General features: G+C 70.9%; 18 protein-coding genes and 2 pseudogenes. 8 read left to right on the top strand and 12 right to left on the bottom strand.

Going from position 1 to position 15,736, the window contains the following annotated elements:
- Positions 1–50 precede the first annotated feature (50 nt).
- The 6 genes and pseudogenes from ABD093_RS13675 to ABD093_RS13650 form a co-directional block, all read right to left on the bottom strand.
- A complete protein-coding gene (locus ABD093_RS13675) occupies positions 51–815 on the bottom strand; it encodes an isocitrate lyase/PEP mutase family protein (RefSeq protein WP_193118811.1) in 765 nt (254 codons plus the stop codon).
- 94 nt (positions 816–909) lie between these two features.
- Positions 910–1,167: a type II toxin-antitoxin system RelE family toxin gene (locus tag ABD093_RS13670; RefSeq protein ID WP_193118810.1), complete on the bottom strand. Its 258-nt coding sequence runs from the start codon at positions 1,165–1,167 to the stop codon at positions 910–912.
- Between the two features lie 4 nt (positions 1,168–1,171).
- The gene (locus ABD093_RS13665; RefSeq protein ID WP_193118809.1) at positions 1,172–1,417 is read right to left on the bottom strand and encodes a type II toxin-antitoxin system Phd/YefM family antitoxin; all 246 of its coding nucleotides are present in this window, start codon (positions 1,415–1,417) and stop codon (positions 1,172–1,174) included.
- Positions 1,418–1,531: 114 nt separating this feature from the next.
- Positions 1,532–1,897 (bottom strand): annotated as a pseudogene (locus ABD093_RS13660) (P-loop nucleotide/nucleoside kinase family protein); the annotation flags it as partial.
- A gap of 256 nt (positions 1,898–2,153) precedes the next feature.
- Positions 2,154–2,708, bottom strand: a pseudogene (locus ABD093_RS13655) (phosphotransferase); the annotation flags it as partial.
- A 137-nt stretch (positions 2,709–2,845) separates the two neighbouring features.
- On the bottom strand, positions 2,846–3,820 hold the full coding sequence (locus tag ABD093_RS13650) for a hypothetical protein (RefSeq protein ID WP_193118807.1): 975 nt from the start codon (positions 3,818–3,820) through the stop codon (positions 2,846–2,848).
- 40 nt (positions 3,821–3,860) lie between these two features.
- Here ABD093_RS13650 and ABD093_RS13645 point away from each other — a divergent pair, with 40 nt between their 5' ends.
- The 3 genes from ABD093_RS13645 to ABD093_RS13635 all read left to right on the top strand — a co-directional run bounded on the left by ABD093_RS13645 (position 3,861) and on the right by ABD093_RS13635 (position 5,755).
- The gene (locus ABD093_RS13645; RefSeq protein ID WP_193118806.1) at positions 3,861–4,574 is read left to right on the top strand and encodes a ribonuclease FAU-1 family protein; all 714 of its coding nucleotides are present in this window, start codon (positions 3,861–3,863) and stop codon (positions 4,572–4,574) included.
- Between the two features lie 68 nt (positions 4,575–4,642).
- Positions 4,643–5,467, top strand: a complete 825-nt coding sequence (locus ABD093_RS13640) for a sugar phosphate isomerase/epimerase family protein (protein ID WP_193118805.1) — start codon at positions 4,643–4,645, stop codon at positions 5,465–5,467.
- 57 nt (positions 5,468–5,524) lie between these two features.
- Positions 5,525–5,755: a hypothetical protein gene (locus tag ABD093_RS13635; protein WP_193118804.1), complete on the top strand. Its 231-nt coding sequence runs from the start codon at positions 5,525–5,527 to the stop codon at positions 5,753–5,755.
- A 66-nt stretch (positions 5,756–5,821) separates the two neighbouring features.
- Here ABD093_RS13635 and ABD093_RS13630 read toward each other — a convergent pair whose 3' ends face one another.
- Positions 5,822–7,171: an MFS transporter gene (locus ABD093_RS13630; protein ID WP_319021668.1), complete on the bottom strand. Its 1,350-nt coding sequence runs from the start codon at positions 7,169–7,171 to the stop codon at positions 5,822–5,824.
- Complete coding sequence (locus tag ABD093_RS13625; RefSeq protein WP_193118803.1) at positions 7,168–7,839, bottom strand: GntR family transcriptional regulator; 672 nt, start codon at positions 7,837–7,839, stop codon at positions 7,168–7,170. Before ABD093_RS13625 ends, ABD093_RS13630 begins: the two co-directional genes overlap by 4 nt.
- A gap of 247 nt (positions 7,840–8,086) precedes the next feature.
- Here ABD093_RS13625 and ABD093_RS13620 point away from each other — a divergent pair, with 247 nt between their 5' ends.
- The 3 genes from ABD093_RS13620 to ABD093_RS13610 are packed head-to-tail and all read left to right on the top strand — an operon-like array spanning position 8,087 to position 10,712.
- Positions 8,087–9,004, top strand: coding sequence for a metal ABC transporter substrate-binding protein (locus ABD093_RS13620; protein WP_193118802.1), 918 nt, complete (start codon positions 8,087–8,089; stop codon positions 9,002–9,004).
- Positions 9,001–9,786, top strand: a complete 786-nt coding sequence (locus ABD093_RS13615) for a metal ABC transporter ATP-binding protein (protein WP_193118801.1) — start codon at positions 9,001–9,003, stop codon at positions 9,784–9,786. The genes ABD093_RS13620 and ABD093_RS13615 overlap by 4 nt, the downstream gene beginning before the upstream one ends.
- On the top strand, positions 9,783–10,712 hold the full coding sequence (locus ABD093_RS13610) for a metal ABC transporter permease (RefSeq protein WP_193118800.1): 930 nt from the start codon (positions 9,783–9,785) through the stop codon (positions 10,710–10,712). Before ABD093_RS13615 ends, ABD093_RS13610 begins: the two co-directional genes overlap by 4 nt.
- Here ABD093_RS13610 and ABD093_RS13605 read toward each other — a convergent pair.
- Positions 10,707–11,399 (bottom strand): metal-dependent transcriptional regulator, encoded by a 693-nt coding sequence (locus ABD093_RS13605; protein ID WP_193118799.1) that lies wholly within the window; start codon positions 11,397–11,399, stop codon positions 10,707–10,709. The genes ABD093_RS13610 and ABD093_RS13605 overlap by 6 nt on opposite strands.
- A 90-nt stretch (positions 11,400–11,489) precedes the next feature.
- On the opposite strand from ABD093_RS13605, the gene ABD093_RS13600 reads away from it, so the two are divergent.
- Positions 11,490–12,242: a Pr6Pr family membrane protein gene (locus tag ABD093_RS13600; protein WP_193118798.1), complete on the top strand. Its 753-nt coding sequence runs from the start codon at positions 11,490–11,492 to the stop codon at positions 12,240–12,242.
- A 35-nt stretch (positions 12,243–12,277) separates the two neighbouring features.
- Entirely contained in the window at positions 12,278–12,793 is a 516-nt protein-coding gene (locus ABD093_RS13595) for a GNAT family N-acetyltransferase (protein ID WP_343925208.1), read from the top strand.
- A 72-nt stretch (positions 12,794–12,865) separates the two neighbouring features.
- On the opposite strand, the gene ABD093_RS13590 is transcribed toward ABD093_RS13595, so the two are convergent.
- The 3 genes from ABD093_RS13590 to ABD093_RS13580 are packed head-to-tail and all read right to left on the bottom strand — an operon-like array spanning position 12,866 to position 15,681.
- Complete coding sequence (locus tag ABD093_RS13590) at positions 12,866–14,011, bottom strand: DNA alkylation repair protein (protein WP_343925187.1); 1,146 nt, start codon at positions 14,009–14,011, stop codon at positions 12,866–12,868.
- Positions 13,998–14,660 carry an LOG family protein gene (locus ABD093_RS13585; RefSeq protein WP_343925185.1) on the bottom strand — a complete coding sequence of 221 codons (663 nt, stop codon included), beginning with the start codon at positions 14,658–14,660 and terminating at the stop codon, positions 13,998–14,000. Before ABD093_RS13585 ends, ABD093_RS13590 begins: the two co-directional genes overlap by 14 nt.
- A complete protein-coding gene (locus ABD093_RS13580) occupies positions 14,620–15,681 on the bottom strand; it encodes a phosphotransferase (protein WP_343925183.1) in 1,062 nt (353 codons plus the stop codon). The genes ABD093_RS13585 and ABD093_RS13580 overlap by 41 nt, the downstream gene beginning before the upstream one ends.
- Between the last annotated feature and the right edge of the window lie 55 nt (positions 15,682–15,736).

The following is a 15,736-nucleotide window of genomic DNA, read 5'->3' as shown; positions in this document are numbered from 1 at the left end:
GTCCGCCGCCGGAAAGCGTACGTCCGCCGGCGTGCCGTGACCAGGGGCGCTCAGCGCCAGGCCGCGGTGATCTCCGCGACGTGGTCGGCCAGAGCGGCCTGCAGCAGCGGCCCGAAGCTGACCCGGCGCACGCCGAGCTCCGTGAGCCGCGCGAGGTCGAGGCCCTCCGGGATCGCGCCGTTCACCGGGTGGGCGGTGACGTTCAGCGGGGTGCTGACCGCGGCGAGCAGTGCTTCCAGCGTCGCGACGTCGGGCACGCCGACGGGGTACAGCGAGTCGGCACCGGCGGCCTCGAGCAGGGTCAGGCGGGTGATCGCCTCGGCCAGCCGGTCGGGGATGTCCTCCTCGGTCTTGAACACGTCCGTGCGCCCGTTGATGACCAGGTGCACCCCGGCCGTATCGGCCGCCCGGCGGATGTCGGCGATGTAGTCGGCATGCTCCTGCGCTCCGCGCAGCCGGCCCTGCGAATGCACGGTGTCCTCGATGTTGACCCCGACTGCTCCGGCGTCCAGCACGCGTTCGACGAGCTCGGCGGCAGCGGTGTCGTAGCCGGATTCCAGGTCGGCGGAGACCGGGACGTCGACGGCGCGGGTGACGCGGGCGATGCCTGCGAGGGCGTCCTCCAGGCTCATGTCCTCACCATCACCGGCCCCCACGGAGTTCGCGACGGGATGGCTGCCGACGGTCAGGGCCTCGAAGCCGCCGGAGACCGCGGCCTGGGCGGACCAGGCGTCCCACACGGTGGGCAGCACCACCGGGGTCGAACGATGGTGCAGGGCGAGAAGGGCTTCGGCGCGTTCGCTCGGTGAGGTCATGGGCCCATCACACTCGGGTTCCTCGAGCTGGTCAAGGAATCGGGTGTCGTGCCGACATCGACACCCGTCGTCGGGGTGGGCCGACCTCGTCCGTTCAGCGGTCGTACACGTCGCGGCGGTGTCCGAGCATGACGACGACTATGAGCAGCCGAGTGTCTTCGACGGTGTAGATGATGCGGTAGGCGCCGACGCGTATGCGCAAACCGTCCCGACCTCGTAACGCCTTTGCGCCCGGGGGTCGCGGATCGGCGGCGAGCAGCGCGATCGCGCCCTGGATGCGACGACGGTCCTGATGGTCGATGCGCTTCAGTGCGCGCAATGCCGCGGGGCGTACCTCGATCTCGTAGGGCACGAGGTCACCACCCGAGATCGTTCTTGACCTGCTCCCAGGGGATGTTCGGTCCCTCCTCGGCCATGGCAGAGTCGAAGGCGCGGACGTCCTCGGACTCTTCGGCGGCGTCCATGAGCCGGTCGTACTCGGCCGGGCTGAGGACGACCGCCTGGGCCTCGCCATGACGCTCGACGATGACGGCCTCATGCTGGGCGGTCTCGATAACAGCCGCGAAGCTCTTGCGCGCGTCTGAAGCGCTGATGGTCGACATGCTCAGATTGTACGTTTGAACTCACAAAATGTACATGGCGTGTGCAGCGAGATGCTTCCGGGCAAGTCCGGGACGAGTTTGTATACCGCCTCTCGACCTAACGGCCGAGTGCGGCTAGAGCTGCGTGCTGCTGCGACGAGCGTCGTAGAGCGCGAGCTCGTCGGCCGTCGGCGCCTCGAACGCCGCTCTGTAGGCGGCGAGGTGCTCCCGGGTGATCGGCGGGTTCTCCGCGGCGCGAGCGCTGATGCGTCGCCACAGCTCCTCGTCGTCGGCGTCCAGGACGAGCAGCTCGACGCGGGCTCCGAGTGCTCGGGCGCCCTCGCGCAGGCGGTCGCGCTCCTCGCGCCCCCAGGTGCCCCACTCGATGACCACGTCCACATTCTCTTGGAGCAGCTCCTGGCCGATCTGCCACTGCAGCTGTTCGATGCGCTCGCGCAAGCCCTCGTCCCACTGCGAGCTGCCCAGCCGGGCCATCCAGTCGTCGGGGCTGAGCCGCGCCGCCCCGGTGGGCCATGAGCGTGCGCACCTGGTCCAGCCAGCCGACGCCGAGCAGCTGTCCGTCCGGCAGGGAGTCCTCGTGGTCCCAGCGCCAGGTCGTCACCAGGGCGCGGGACAGGATCCGGCAGTCCTCGAGCAGCTCATGGTCGACGTTCGGGTAGTGCGCCGCGACCTGCGCCGGGGCGTGGGCGAGATCGAACTCGACGGGGCCAGAGCAGCAGGTCTCGAGGTCGATGAACAGAGGCCCGCCCGCGGTGTCGAGCACATTGCCGGGGTGGGGTTCCCCGTGAAGCACCTGCTGGGGGCCGCGCCGGCTTACCTCCTCGCTGAGGCTCTGCAGGATCTCGCGCAGGAACGCGCGGTCGGCCTCGGGCAGGCGTGGGGTGCAAACAGGGTCGTCGACGAGGGCGAGCGCTTCGGCGACCCGGTCTCCCACAGGCGAGACGTCCAGGTCTGCGGCGCGCATCGCGGCATGCAGGCGGGCGAGGGTGCTCGCGTACTCGGCCGCGGGGAGCGCACGGTCCTCGTGCGGTGCGTAGTGGGTCCACAGGGTGATCTCGAAGCCATCGCGCACGTGCACCTGCGGGGGAGTGCGCGGATCGAGGCGGCCGACGGGTGCCTCTGCCTCCGCCAGGCGCAGCACCCGATCCACCTCGACCTGTGCCCCGGCGTGGTCAGCGGGTCCGATGCGGGCGACGAGATCGCAGGGCAGCACCCGCACGGTGAGGCGATTGGAGTCCTGGAGGTCGACGATCTCGTCGGCCTCGAGCCCGAGGGATCGCACCACCTCCATGGCGGCGAGACGGGCGCGGGCTGCCGCGTGAGGATGCATCCGGCTGACGCTAGAGCGGCAGACGCACGCGCGCAATCCTTTCCCCGCTCCCGCTCCCGCTCTCGCTCCCGCTCCCGCTCCAGGTGCTGGTGCGGCTGCTAGAGCTGCAGGTGGTCGGCGAGCTTGGCGGCGGCTGCGGGAATCAGCTCGGCTGACAGCGGGATCGGTGCCGGACCTCCTGGCACAGGGATTCCGACGATCGCGGTCCAGGTGTCCTGCGGGTGGGGTGCAGGGCCGGGCACGTCGCGCATCATCGCGGACTCCAGCTCCTCGGTGGCGTGCGAGTCGATCAGCAGCACGTCGCCGTCGGCGCTGCGGTCGATGACCGCGGCAAGGCAGGCCTCCATGTCCTCCCGTGCCGTCCGTCCCTCGTGCGGCGTGGACTGAAGGGTGATCTCGATGCCTCCGTCGGGCTCGGGCGGCCAGGCCAGGGCCTGGGCGACGATCACGCCGTCGCGCTCCAGCACCACGCTGCGATCGGGGTCGAAGCTGCCCTCACCGCCCGGCACGAAGTCCGGGGCGTTCTCTGCTCGCAGCTCCGTCGGGGCAGCCGCCGGGGACCAGCGGGCGTGCTGCGCGGTGTAGTGCTCGACGTACAGATCGAGCATCTCCTCGCGGCGTGCGTCGACCACGCGGCCGGCGTGAAGGCCGTCGCTCGTCGTGCGATGCTCCGCAGCCCAGGCGCGCATCGCATCATCGACCACGTAGCGCCAGGGTGGCATGAGCTGCACGAGCACGCCGCCGTGGCGGGCGCAAAGGTCCAGCAGCTCCGGCTCGTGGGCCGCCGGCTTCAGCCGCAGCGGCAGGGTCGAGACCGCGATCTGGGCCTCGAGCAGCACGTCGGCGACCTCGTCCCACGGCTCGCCGTCCAGGACCTCGAGCACGAGCGAGCGGGAGTCGGGATGGAAGCTGTTGTCGATGCCGCGACAGTGCCCGAGCAGACGGCCCGCCGAGTCGGTGGCGACCACCGAGCGGCAGTTGTCACCCTCCCGCCAGCGATCCGGGAGCAGATCCTCGAAAGCAGGGTCCGCGGAGTCGGCCGGCGTGGCAGGTCGGGTGGTCAGGGTGGGCATGGGCTCAGGGTATCGAGGCCCCGACCACTACCCTGGCGCGATGGACACTGATGTCAGGCAGCAGCTGGAGGCGATCCCGGGCCCAGCTGGGGAGAGCATCGTGATCCCGCACCCCGTCGGCACGGCGGTCGCGATCCGCAGCATCCGGGACTTTCCGGATCGGGAGCCGGCAGTCAGCTTCGCCGTCGCCGGAACGGTCCTGCAGGACGACGAGGACCTGATCGTCGTGATGACGTCGCCCGGCTCCGACCGTGCCGCCCGCGCCGGCCGACGGACCGGCCCGCGCGGACGCAATGTCGTCGTGACCGGGTGGGACGGCACCCATGATGTCGCCACCTGGGAGGGGCCGACGGTGGTTCGCGTGCATCCGCGCGGGAGCTGCTGGTCGCTCTGGCGCTGGCACGACGGCGAGAACTGGGTCGGGGACTGGTACGGCAACCTCGAATCTCCCTGGCGGCGCAGCGCCGTCGGCTACGACACCCAGGACTGGGCGCTCGATGTGGTCGGCGAGGGAGTCCCGGGCGCTGAGGGACTGGCCGTCCGGTTCAAAGACGAGGACGAGCTGGACTGGTACGTCGAGCAGGGTGCCTTCAGCCCCGAGCGTGCCGCCTACTTCCGGTCCGTCGGCGCCGAGCTCGCGGAGCTGCTCCGCCGTGGGCGCGGGCTCGTCGGCGCCGATTGGTCCCGGTGGATTCCGCCCCGCGATATGCCGCCCGTGCCGCTCCCGAAGGGTTGGCAGCGCCTCACAGACTGAGCAATGCGCCATGATGTCCTGGTGCCGACGGCGACACCTCGCTCGCCACCCCGATCACAGGAGATCCCATGGCCCACTCGCTCGACCCCACCAAGGCGCTGCACACCTGGTCCGTGTTCCGGACCATGGGGCGGTACGTCGCGCCCGGCTCGGCCCCGTCGGGCGTGCTCACCGAGAACACCTCCGGGGGAGGCCTGGACCTGCTCGAGCTGCCCGGTCAGCTCGCCGCGCACGGGTTCCGCAGCGCCCAGCTGTGCCACTTCTACCTGCCGCGCACCGATGCCTCCTACCTCGCCGAGGTGCGCGCTGCTTTCGATGCCGCGGGCGTGGACATCGAGTGCCTGCTCGTGGACGACGGGGACGTGACCCATCCCGAGCAGGGCGAGGAGCAGCAGCGCTGGCTGTCGGGCTGGATCGGCGTCGCCGAGCAGCTCGGCGCCCCGCGGGTGCGGGTCCCCGCCGGGGACCAGGCGCCGAACGAGGAGACGATCGCGCTCAGCGCCCGCCGGCTCCGGGAGCTCGCCGCCGAGCATCCGGACATCCGGGTGATCACCGAGAACTGGAAGTCGCTGCTGATCGATGCGGCGACCACCCGCCAGCTGTTCGACCAGCTGGGCGGCGAGGTCGGCTTCCTCATCGACACCGGCAACTGGACGGGCGAGGACAAGTACGAGCAGATCGCGCAGGTCGCCGGCATGGCGGAATGCTCGCAGGTCAAGGCCCGCGAATCCTCCCCGGGCGTGCTCGACGCCGAGGACCTCATCCGCGCACTCACCGTGCTGCGCGACGTCGGCTACGCCGGGCGGATCTCCTACGTCTACGCCGGCAGCGACGACGACGAATGGGCCCGCCTCGACGAGATGCACGAGATCGCCAGCACCGTCACCGGCTGACCGCCGATTCCCGCACTGCCGAGTGGCCCGAGCCGGGCCAGGGGTAGCGTGGCGGGCATGATCGTGATCGGGAACAAAGCAATCACTCTGATCGTGGGAGTGCTCGTCGTGGCGACGATGCTCGTCGCGTACAGCTCCCTCGTCTCGGGCAATGACAAGGTGACCGTCACCCTGGTCGGGATGCTCATCTCCCTGCTGACCGCGGAGTACCTGAAATCCCGTCTGCGCCGCCAGGCCCTGTCTGACGAGGGTGCTGGCGCGCGCGACGGGGCCGAGCCGGCGAAGTAACGCCGCCCGCTCCGACCGGACCCGACCGGACCGGACCGACCCAGCCCGACCTGGCACGTCCCGCCGTCAGCGGCTCAGGGTCAGATCCGCGGCGGTCGTGAGGTCGGTGCCGTTGTCGGCCGCTGTCGGATCCTGCGTCAGCGCAGCCGGATCTGCCGTCGGCCCCGCCGGATCCTGCGCCGACCAGTTCGGTCGACGCAGCCCGATCGCCACGAACATCAGGCACAGCGCGCAGATCCCGGCGACGATCACGAGCCCGCCCGTGTAGGGCAGCACCGGGGTGAGTGCGGCGAGGATCGTGGGCAGCAGGAACCCCAGGTAGGACAGTGAATAGTAGACGCCGGTGATCCCGGCGAGGTCGCGCGGGGTGGCGAGGGACTGGGCGATGATCAGCCCGGCCACGACGCACACCCCGTAGGAGGCGCCGAGCAGCGCGGCGACGCCCACGACCATCACGGGGCTGTGCAGGTCGCTCGCCACGGCGGCGAGGATCATCCCCGCGGTCATCCCGCTCATGCCCACCAGCAGGGCACGCCCGCGGGTGAGCCGGTTCAGCAGTCCGACGGTGCCCTGCGCGAGGGCGCCGACGCCGAGGGTGAGCACGGTCAGCGCGGTCGCGTAGATCGTGGCCGAGTCCCCGATCCGGTCCTCGACGGTGCTGGGCAGGATCGCGTAGGCGACGCCCGCGGCGGCGAACACCCACGGGGCGGCCGGCAGCACGAGACGGACGAAGACGGAATGCGCGGCCGACGGGACCCGCAGGTCATCGCGCAGCGAGCCTCGGGCGCGCAGCTCGCGCGGCAGGCTCTCCGGGGCGGTGAGCAGCGCGGCTGCCGCGAGCAGGCACAGCAGCAGATGGGCGGCGTAGGGGAGCTGCCCGGGCAGCGGTGCGAACTGGGCGAGGGAGCCGGTCACCCCGGCGCCGATCGCGAAGCCCAGGGTGAGGGTGAGCGAGGACCGCTTCGCGCCGGAGATCGCCGTGGCCGTCGCGTCGTGCACCGGATCGGACAGCTCCTTTATCCAGCTCGAGCCCACGGACATCCCCACGCCCACCCCGATCCCGGCGAGGACGCGGCCGATGCACAGCACCACGAAGCTCCCCATCCCGGCCGCGAGCAGCGAGCTGGCGATCATGGCGGCGAGGAGTCCGGCGATGGTGAGGGGCTTGCGCCCGTAGCGGTCCGACAGCGCCGCGGCCAGCAGCATGCCCGGCACGATCCCCAGCACATACATCCCCAGCAGCAGGTTCGCCTGCCATGGGGCGTAGCCGCCGAGCGTCTCGTACACGTGCAGCAGCGGGGTGAAGTGGTTGCCGCCCCAGGCGAGCACGAAGCCGGTGGGGGCGACCCGCAGCCAGGAGGCCATCGGCCTGCGACCGTCGCCGTGGCCTGCGGCGCTGTGCACGGCGCGGCTCACGGCGTGACCTCGTAGTGCTCGTGCCCGGAGGTGAGGTGGCGCTCGATGAGCGCGCGGAAGGTGTTGGTGTCCTGGCGGCGCACGGCGTCGGCGAGCTCCACGTGCTCACGGTGCAGGGCCGGCAGATCGGCCGACGGGGCCGTCACCGCGAGGCGGGAGAGGCGATAGAGCCGCGGGGCGAGGGAGGCGATGATCCCCTCGACGACGCTGTTGCCCTCGTGGCGGATGATCCGCAGGTGGAAGGCGTGGTCGTGGACGGCGAACTCCGCGGGGCGGCCGACGGAGCCGGCCTGCTCGGCGAGGGACTCGTCGAGCGCGGTGAGCAGGCTCGTGCGCAGCTCGTCGTCGCCCACGATCCGGGAGACCGCGTGGCTCTCGAGCATCGAGCGCACCGACAGCAGCTCGCGCCGCTCCCGCGCCGTGGGGCTCGTGACCAGGGATCCCTTCTTCGGTACCAGGCGCACGAGGCCCCAGCTCGACAGGGTCAGCATCGCTTCGCGGGTGGGGGTGCGGCTCGCGCCGTGCTGGGCGGCGATCTCGACCTCGGTGAGCAGCTCACCGGGTTCGATGTCTCCGTCGGCGATGCGACGGGCCACGGAGGCGGCGATGCGATCGGCGAGCGGTCTGCTCGGGGACTCGTCATGCCAGGGCAGTTCGAGGGGGTCCATGAGCTCCACTTTGATGCATGCATCAATGAATGCAAGGTGGTCGGGGTGTGGCCCGGAACTCGCTCGGGGATGCCGTCGTCCGAGTGGGCGAGGGTTCTGGGCGCGCTCGCCCCGCTCGCCCCGGTCGCCCCGCTTGCTCGAGTTGGTCTGGTCGCGCTGGTGCGCCCCGCTCCGGTGGACTAGCATCCGCTAATGTTCGGCATGGCGAACATTATGAAGCAGATTACGCGAAGAAAGATGTGTGAACATGCGTAGACAATGGTGGACGGCGACGGCGAGCGTCCTGGCGGGGGCCCTCCTGCTCGCCGGCTGCGGGGCCGACCCCCGCGGCGACGAGAGCGGGAAGCCGGTCGTGCTCACCACCTTCACCGTGCTCGCTGACATCGCGCAGAACGTCGCCGGGGACGATCTCGAGGTCGAGTCGATCACCAAGGTGGGTGCCGAGATCCACGGGTACGAACCCACTCCTCGCGACATCGCCAAGGCGTCCCGAGCGGATCTCGTCGTGGACAACGGGCTCGGCCTCGAGCTGTGGTTCGAGCAGTTCATGGAGTCCGTCGACGCACCCCACGTCGTCGTCTCGGAGGGGGTGGATGTCCTCGACATCACCGGAGATGCCGATGCCGGGAAGCCGAACCCGCATGCCTGGATGAGCCCGGTGAATGTGCAGATCTACGTGGACAACCTGGTCACTGCGTTCAGTGAGCTCGATCCGGAGCACGCCGAGGAGTATGCGGCTCGCGGTGAGGAGTACAGCGCGCAGCTGCAGGACGTCCAGGACGATCTCGTGACGGAGCTGGAGACCCTGCCGGAGGCGCATCGGGCCCTGGTCACGTGCGAGGGCGCGTTCTCCTACCTCGCCCGGGACGCCGGGCTGACGGAGCACTACATCTGGCCCGTCAACGCCGAGCAGCAGGCGACGCCGCAGCAGATCGCGTCCGTGATCGACGTCGTGGGCGCCCGCGAGATCCCGGCGGTGTTCTGCGAGTCGACCGTCTCGGACAAGCCGATGCAGCAGGTGGTCGCGGCCACAGGGGCGGACTTCGGAGGCACGCTCTACGTCGACTCCCTGTCCGGGCCCGACGGCCCCGTGCCCACGTACCTCGATCTGCTCCGCCATGATGCGGACACGATCGTCGGCGCGCTCGCCGGGGACACGGCGTGAGCGCGGCGATCAGCGTGCGGGGCGTCGTGGTGCGCTACGGCGAGGTCCTTGCGCTCGACGGGGCGAGCGTCGACGTGCCCACAGGGAGGGTCACGGGACTGGTCGGTATGAACGGCTCAGGGAAGTCGACCCTGTTCAAGGCGATCATGGGCATGGTGCGGCCGGAGGCCGGGGACGTCCGGATCGAGGGGAAGGACCCCCGCGTCGCCCGCCGGGCCGGCCTGGTCGGCTACGTGCCGCAGAGCGAGGACGTGGACTGGACGTTCCCCGTCTCCGTGCGGGATGTGGTGATGATGGGCCGTTACGGACTGCAGGGTGCCACCCGACGGGTGCGACCTGTCGATCGCCGGGCCGTCCAGGAGGCGCTGGAGCGGGTGGAGCTGGCCGACTTCTCCGCCCGCCAGATCGGTCAGCTCTCCGGGGGTCAGAGGAAGCGGGCGTTCGTGGCCCGGGGCATCGCCCAGCAGGCCCGGGTGCTGCTGCTGGACGAGCCGTTCGCCGGCGTCGACAAGCGCAGCGAAGCCACGATGGTCGCGCTTCTGCGGGGCCTCGCCGCCGAAGGGCGCACGATCCTCATCTCCACCCATGACCTGCACGCCCTGCCGCAGCTCGCCGACGAGGCCGTGCTGCTGCAACGCAGGGTCCTCTTCCACGGCCCGGTCGCCGAGGCCCTCGCTCCCGACCGGCTCGCGGAGGCCTTCGGCCTCGATCCGCTCGGCACCCTGGATCGCACCGGTAGCGCGGACCCGCTCCGCATGTCCGGGACGGGAGGCCCCGCATGAGCCCCCTCGACCTGATCCTCGAACCCCTGCAGTACGACTTCATGGTGCGGGCTCTCGTGGCGACCGTGGCGGCGGCGATCGTGTGCGCCCTGCTCTCGTGCTGGCTGGTGCTGGTCGGCTGGTCGCTGATGGGGGACGCCGTCTCCCATGCCGTGCTGCCCGGCGTGGTGCTCGCCTATGTCCTCGGCGCCCCGTTCGCGCTCGGTGCGCTCCTCTTCGGAGTGCTGGCCGTGGTGCTCATCGGGGCGATCCGGGGCACGAGCCGGGTCAAGGAGGACGCCGCGATCGGGATCGTCTTCACCACCCTGTTCGCGCTCGGGCTGGTCCTCATCTCAGTCACGCCCAGCCAGACCGATCTGAACCACATCATCGTCGGGAACATCCTGGGGGTCGGCATGGGCGACCTGTTCCAGATCTGCCTCCTGGCCGCGGTCGCCTTCGTGGTGCTGGTCCTGAAGCGCCGGGATCTCACCCTCTACGCCTTCGATCCCCTCCACGCCCAGGCGATCGGCCTGTCGCCCAGGTTCCTCGGCGGTGTGCTCCTGGGCGTCCTCGCCCTGACCTCCGTCGTCGCGCTCCAGGTGGTCGGGGTGGTCCTGGTCGTGGCGATGCTCATCGTCCCCGGAGCCACCGCGCATCTGCTCACCGATCGCTTCGGACGGATGCTCTTCCTCGCCCCGTCGATCTCGGTGAGCTCCTCCGTGCTGGGGATCCTCCTCAGCTTCTGGCTCGATGCCTCCTCCGGGGGACTCATCGTGCTGGTCCAGGGCGGGGTGTTCGCGCTCGTCTATCTGCTCGAGCCCCGACGCGGGCTGCTGGGGCGCGGGCTCACCGCCCGTCGGCGCCGCAAGCAGAGGCCGCGCGCCGGATCGCCCGAGCGAGAAGCTCCCGGTGAGGACGCGGCCGTCCTCCCGCGGGGTTCATGAGGTCGCGGGCTGCGCGATGACCGAGACCCAGACGGAGCTCGTCGCGGATCGTCCGAGGGACAGGCCCGCAGCGACCCCGCTGAGGGCCACCTCGATCGCCTCGGAGTACGGAGCCCCGGGGCGCACCTCCAGCTCCGTGCCCACCCCGATGCCCTGCTCGGCGAAATAGGTGAGCAGGTGGGGGTCGTCGTCGGAGATGCGCTCCACCCTGGCGGTCGACCCGATGGGGACCGCGGCGAGCAGCATCGCGTCCGGTCGATCCACGTGACCGTCGGAGGTGGGGATGGGGTCGCCGTGGGGATCACGGGCGGGGTGTCCCAGGTGCTGGTCGATCCGCTCGATGAGGAAATCGGAGACCGCGTGCTCGAGGTGCTCGGCCTCGTCGTGCACCTGGTCCCAGCTGTACTCGAGGACCTCGACGAGGAACGTCTCGAGCAGGCGGTGGCGGCGCACCATGGCCAGCGCGTACTCGTGCCCCAGCGCGCTGAGCGCGATGGCGCCGTAGCGGGTGTGCTCCAGCAGGCCCTGCTCGGTCAGCTTCCGCACCGCGTCCGAGACGGTCGAGAGCCGCACCCCGACGCGAGCGGCCAGCGCGGAGGCGGAGACCGGGTCCGCCGACCATTCCCCGAGGCTCCAGATCGCCTTGAGGTAGTTCTGGGTGCTCGTCGAGAGCGTGGAGACTGACATGCTCGAACGCTAGCAAACGGTGGAGTTCGGTCGAACGAACTTGCTCGCGGGATACGATGCACCGTCGGTGCGACGAACAGGGGACGCTCGATGACGACCTGGTGGCCCTACGTCCGACTGCTCGCCGCGGCGCTCGCGCTCGCCGCGATCCTCCGGCAGCTCTCCCTCGCGATCAGCAACGCCCGCGCGGCGGGCACCGCCTGGGGATCCGATGTGCCGACGGTGGTCGCGAACTTCTTCAGCTACTTCACGATCCTGTCGAACGTGAGCTGCGTGGTCGCGCTCGTGCTCGGAGGTGTGTGGCTGCTGCGTAAACGCCGGGGCACCGCGGTGGAGCCCGTCTGGCTCACGACCCTGTTCGCGTGCGCGAGCACGTACATCGTCGTCACCGGGATCGTCTACAACCTGCTGCTGCGGTCGATCTCGATCGCCGGGATCTCGGATGCGTGGACGAACGAGACCCTGCATGTGGTGATCCCGCTCGTGCTCCTCGTCGATGCCGTGCTCGCGCCGCGGCGCCGACCCCTCCCGTGGCGCACGATCGGCGTGGTGGTCGTGTTCCCGATCCTCTGGGCCCTGTACACGATGATCCGGGCGAACCTCGTCACCGGGCCGGCGACGGGCGACCCCTGGTGGTACCCGTACCCCTTCCTCGACCCGCATCTCGTCGCAGGCGGCTATCTGGGCGTGGCCGGATACATCGTCGGCATCGCGGTCGTGATCACCGCGGTGGCCGCGGGCGTGGTGCGGATCGGCCGACGGCGCTCCCGTGGCGACGGCTCGGAACACACGGGGCGCTCTGGGGTCACGGACCATTCAGGGCGTTCTGAGGTGCGCCCGTGAGCGGCCGCCCGCAGGCTCTTCGCGAGACCTGACGGCTGCAGCTCGATGCTCCTCGCGAGGCGGACCTCGAGGATCTCCACCGCATCTATTCCGACGCCCGCACCTGGACCCACCTGCCCAGCGGCCGCTTCGCCGACCTCGCGACGACCCGCAGCGCTCTAGACAGGTGGCTGGAGGACTGGACGGTCCACGGGCTCGGCGCCTGGGTGGCGCGCGAAGGCGGCGTGGTGGTCGGTCACGGCGGCTGCGCCGTGCGGCAGGACGCGTTCTGGAACCTCGGGTACCGCTTCGCGCCCGAGGCGCAGGAAAGGGGCCTGGCCACGGAGCTGTCCCAGGCGGCGATCACCGCGGCCCGGGAGGCGCGCCCGGAGCTCCCCGTCGTCGCCTACCTGCTCGAGCACAACGCGGCCTCCGCCGTGGTCGCCGAGAAGGTGGGGCTCATCCTGCGCCATCGAGGCCCCGATGCCGGCAACCCGGATCCGTCGGCCGTGCGGCTCGTGTACTCCGATCGGGAGCTCAGCGACCAGGAGCTCGCCGCGACGATGCGCTGATCCGCTGATCCGCTGATCCGCTGATCCGCTGATCGCGCTGATCGGTCTGATCCGCTGGATCGGCTCGATCGTTCAGTCGGCCGACGGGGAGCCCAGGTGGAAGCCCTGACGGCCGGAGGCGACACCGTTGATCTGGAGGGAGATCGCGTGCGGCCCGTCGTAGTAGCGGCGGGTGGTGATCGGACGGAACGAATGGGCCTTCCGCACCGTGAGCTCCTGACCCGGGTCCAGGGATGCGGTGGTGAGCTTGAAGGTCTTCGTGCTCTGTGTGCCCGCCGCGGTGGCGTGGTGGACGATGTAGTCGATCATCAGGCGCACCGGCTCCGCGCCGGTGTTGCGCACGCTCGCCCGCAGCTCGATCGAGTCGCCCATCTCGACTCGCTCGCGATCCAGGTGCGGTCCGTCCACCTCGAGGGTGCCGGCGGGGTCCGGGTACCCGAGCAGTGCGAGCGCGGAGGGGTCGCCGTGCTTGAGGAGGGTGCGCAGCGCATGACGGACGAGCTTCTGCGTCGCCGCCGCCGGCGCACCAGATCCGCCGGCCTCATCCGTCGCCCCGATCCACCGGGCGGCCGTGGCCACGACGAGCGCCGGATCGTCACGGCTGAGATCGTTGAGATGGTTCGCGACGGAGCGTCGCACGTACTCCGACGGGTCGCGGTGGAGGCGGTCGAGGATCGGGATGGTCCTGCCGGGATCGGCGGTCAGGCGCGGAACACGCACCGCCCACGGCAGATACGGACGAGTGCCCTCGGAGGCGAGGCGTCGCACGTGCTCGTCCTCCGAGCCCGTCCACACGAGCGCTCGCTCCAGGACCTGCTCGAGGTCATGGCGCATCAGGATCCGCAGTGCGAACTCCGAGCTCAGCAGGCCGGTGAGCTCGGCGAGCAGATCGAGGGCGTCAGAGGTCGCCGCCGGGCTGCCGTCCGCCGTCGCGGACTCCGCGACAGCCGTCGAGGCCGGCCAGATCATCCAGCCGCGGAACGTCGGCGCATCGCGGACCGCACGCCGGACCACCGCGGCGAGGGCCGGGTAGGAATCACCGAGGTCCTGGAGCATCGCCGCGCGGAGCGCATCGACCCGTTCGCGAAGGCTCAGCGCCGACAGGGACTCAGCGACCTCGCGCACGCGGGCCGACGTGGTGCTGGGGGCGGCCGTCTCCAGCGCGTCGGCGAGGTCGAGGGCGGTGCGCCGATCGATCATCTCGTCAGCGAACGGCACGGCGCTCCTCGGGTTCAGTGGCGGCGGTGGACCCGGCGTCGGGGCGCTCCCACTTCGCGGCCGGGGCGACCCAGCTGCTCAGCCCGCTGAGCAGCTGCTCGGGCTCCGACGCGACGACCAGGGAGGCGCGGAGCTGCGTCGAGAGGAAGCCCGCCGCGGTCATCTCGTCGAGAGCGGTCAGCAGCGGCTGCCAGTAGCCCGCGACGTCGTAGAGCGCGACCGGCTTGGCATGGATGCCCAGCTGCTGCCAGGTCCAGACCTCGAACAGCTCCTCGAGCGTGCCCGCGCCGCCGGGGAGAGCGACGAAGGCATCGCCGAGCTCGGCCATGCGCAGCTTGCGCGCGTGCATGTCCGGGACCACGTCGAGGTTCGTCAGGCCCAGGTGGGCGATCTCGCCGTCCACCAGCGACTGGGGCATCACCCCGAGCACCTCCCCGCCGGCGTCCAGGGCGACGTCGGCGAGGGTCCCCATCAGGCCCACGCGTCCGCCCCCGTAGGCGATCCCGATACCGGCCTCGGCGAGCCCGCGCGCCAGTCGCGCGGTCTCCTCGGCGTAGACGGGCGAGTTCCCGTGCGCGGAGCCGCTGAAGAGCGTGACTCGTGACAGGTCACGATCCGCGACGGGCTGTTCTCCGTGGGCGTCGAGCATGGGGTCCTCCGAGGGGCGGGGTGGTCGTGGTCGCCGACGAGCTTGCCATGCCCGTCGTCCACCCCGGGAGGCGAGCGCTGCCGATCGGGTCCTCCACCAGGCGGCGCACCGTCGAGCGGCCCAGTGCGGCCATCGGGGGATTCGAGGTGTCGTAGTACCAGACCAGTCCGATGGCCTGCTCGAACGCCCAGGCGGCGCCGCGCTCCCACTCCAGATCGGAGCTGCCCAGATGCTCCCGCAGCAGGTCCCGACGAGGAGCGTCGAGCAGGTGCCACGCCGGGACGAGGTCCACGGACGGATCCGCCGGGCAGAACCCTCCGGTGTCGAGCACCCCGGTGAGCCGCCCGTCGGCGCAGAGCATGTTCATGGGGGTGAGGTCGCGATGGCACATGACGTCGGGCCCGGACCTGCCCAGTGACCGCCAGCGTGACCAGCGCGCCGCCAGCTCGTCGAGGTCGGCCGCGCTGATGTGCCCGGCGTGCCCAGGGGTTTCCGTCTGCTCCAGCAGCTGGTGGGTCCGCTCCAGGCACTGCTGCACCCAGTCGTCATGCGCGGCGAGCTCGCCTCCCTGGCCGATCTCCGTGAAGCGGCGTCCCCGGGTCGGGGTGGCGTGCAGGGCGGCGAGGAGCTCGGCGAGGTCCCCGGCGGCGGCGTCCGAGCTCGCGACGGAGTCGGGGTCCGCCACATCGCCGGGAACCCAGGTCTGCACGGACCAGGGCATCGGGTACTCCGAGTCGGGATCCCCGATCGCCACCGGTTCCGGGGCGGGCAGAGGGCTGGCGGCAGCGAACTCCGCCATCGCCCGATGCTCGACCTCGATCGCCGTGCGGGCGTCGTCCGGGTCGGTCCGCACGATCGGGAACCGCGCCGTCAGATCCGACCCGATGCGGACGATGTGACTGGTGGTCGCCGTGCTCTCCACCCGGTGGACGTCAGAGGGGGCGACCCCGGGGAGCAGAGCGACGAGGAGCCGCACAGCGACGTCGTGCGGAAGATCGAGCTCATCGTCGTGCATGGTCATCCCGGGAGCGTACGGTGCACCGGACCATCGGGCACGGGAATTCGCGGCCGACGGG

It is taken from the genome of Brachybacterium tyrofermentans (genome assembly GCF_039526165.1).
Lineage (GTDB): Bacteria > Actinomycetota > Actinomycetes > Actinomycetales > Dermabacteraceae > Brachybacterium > Brachybacterium tyrofermentans.
This window is presented reverse-complemented; position numbering and strand designations above follow the sequence as displayed.

Coding starts and splice junctions, on each gene's coding strand:
- ABD093_RS13620 (WP_193118802.1), top strand. CDS start 8,087: ATGCGTAGACAATGGTGGACGGCGACGGCGAGCGTCCTGGCGGGGGCC.
- ABD093_RS13675 (WP_193118811.1), bottom strand. CDS start 815: ATGACCTCACCGAGCGAACGCGCCGAAGCCCTTCTCGCCCTGCACCAT.
- ABD093_RS13650 (WP_193118807.1), bottom strand. CDS start 3,820: ATGCCCACCCTGACCACCCGACCTGCCACGCCGGCCGACTCCGCGGAC.
- ABD093_RS13600 (WP_193118798.1), top strand. CDS start 11,490: ATGACGACCTGGTGGCCCTACGTCCGACTGCTCGCCGCGGCGCTCGCG.
- ABD093_RS13610 (WP_193118800.1), top strand. CDS start 9,783: ATGAGCCCCCTCGACCTGATCCTCGAACCCCTGCAGTACGACTTCATG.
- ABD093_RS13635 (WP_193118804.1), top strand. CDS start 5,525: ATGATCGTGATCGGGAACAAAGCAATCACTCTGATCGTGGGAGTGCTC.
- ABD093_RS13585 (WP_343925185.1), bottom strand. CDS start 14,660: ATGCTCGACGCCCACGGAGAACAGCCCGTCGCGGATCGTGACCTGTCA.
- ABD093_RS13625 (WP_193118803.1), bottom strand. CDS start 7,839: ATGGACCCCCTCGAACTGCCCTGGCATGACGAGTCCCCGAGCAGACCG.
- ABD093_RS13580 (WP_343925183.1), bottom strand. CDS start 15,681: ATGACCATGCACGACGATGAGCTCGATCTTCCGCACGACGTCGCTGTG.
- ABD093_RS13665 (WP_193118809.1), bottom strand. CDS start 1,417: ATGTCGACCATCAGCGCTTCAGACGCGCGCAAGAGCTTCGCGGCTGTT.
- ABD093_RS13645 (WP_193118806.1), top strand. CDS start 3,861: ATGGACACTGATGTCAGGCAGCAGCTGGAGGCGATCCCGGGCCCAGCT.
- ABD093_RS13605 (WP_193118799.1), bottom strand. CDS start 11,399: ATGTCAGTCTCCACGCTCTCGACGAGCACCCAGAACTACCTCAAGGCG.
- ABD093_RS13640 (WP_193118805.1), top strand. CDS start 4,643: ATGGCCCACTCGCTCGACCCCACCAAGGCGCTGCACACCTGGTCCGTG.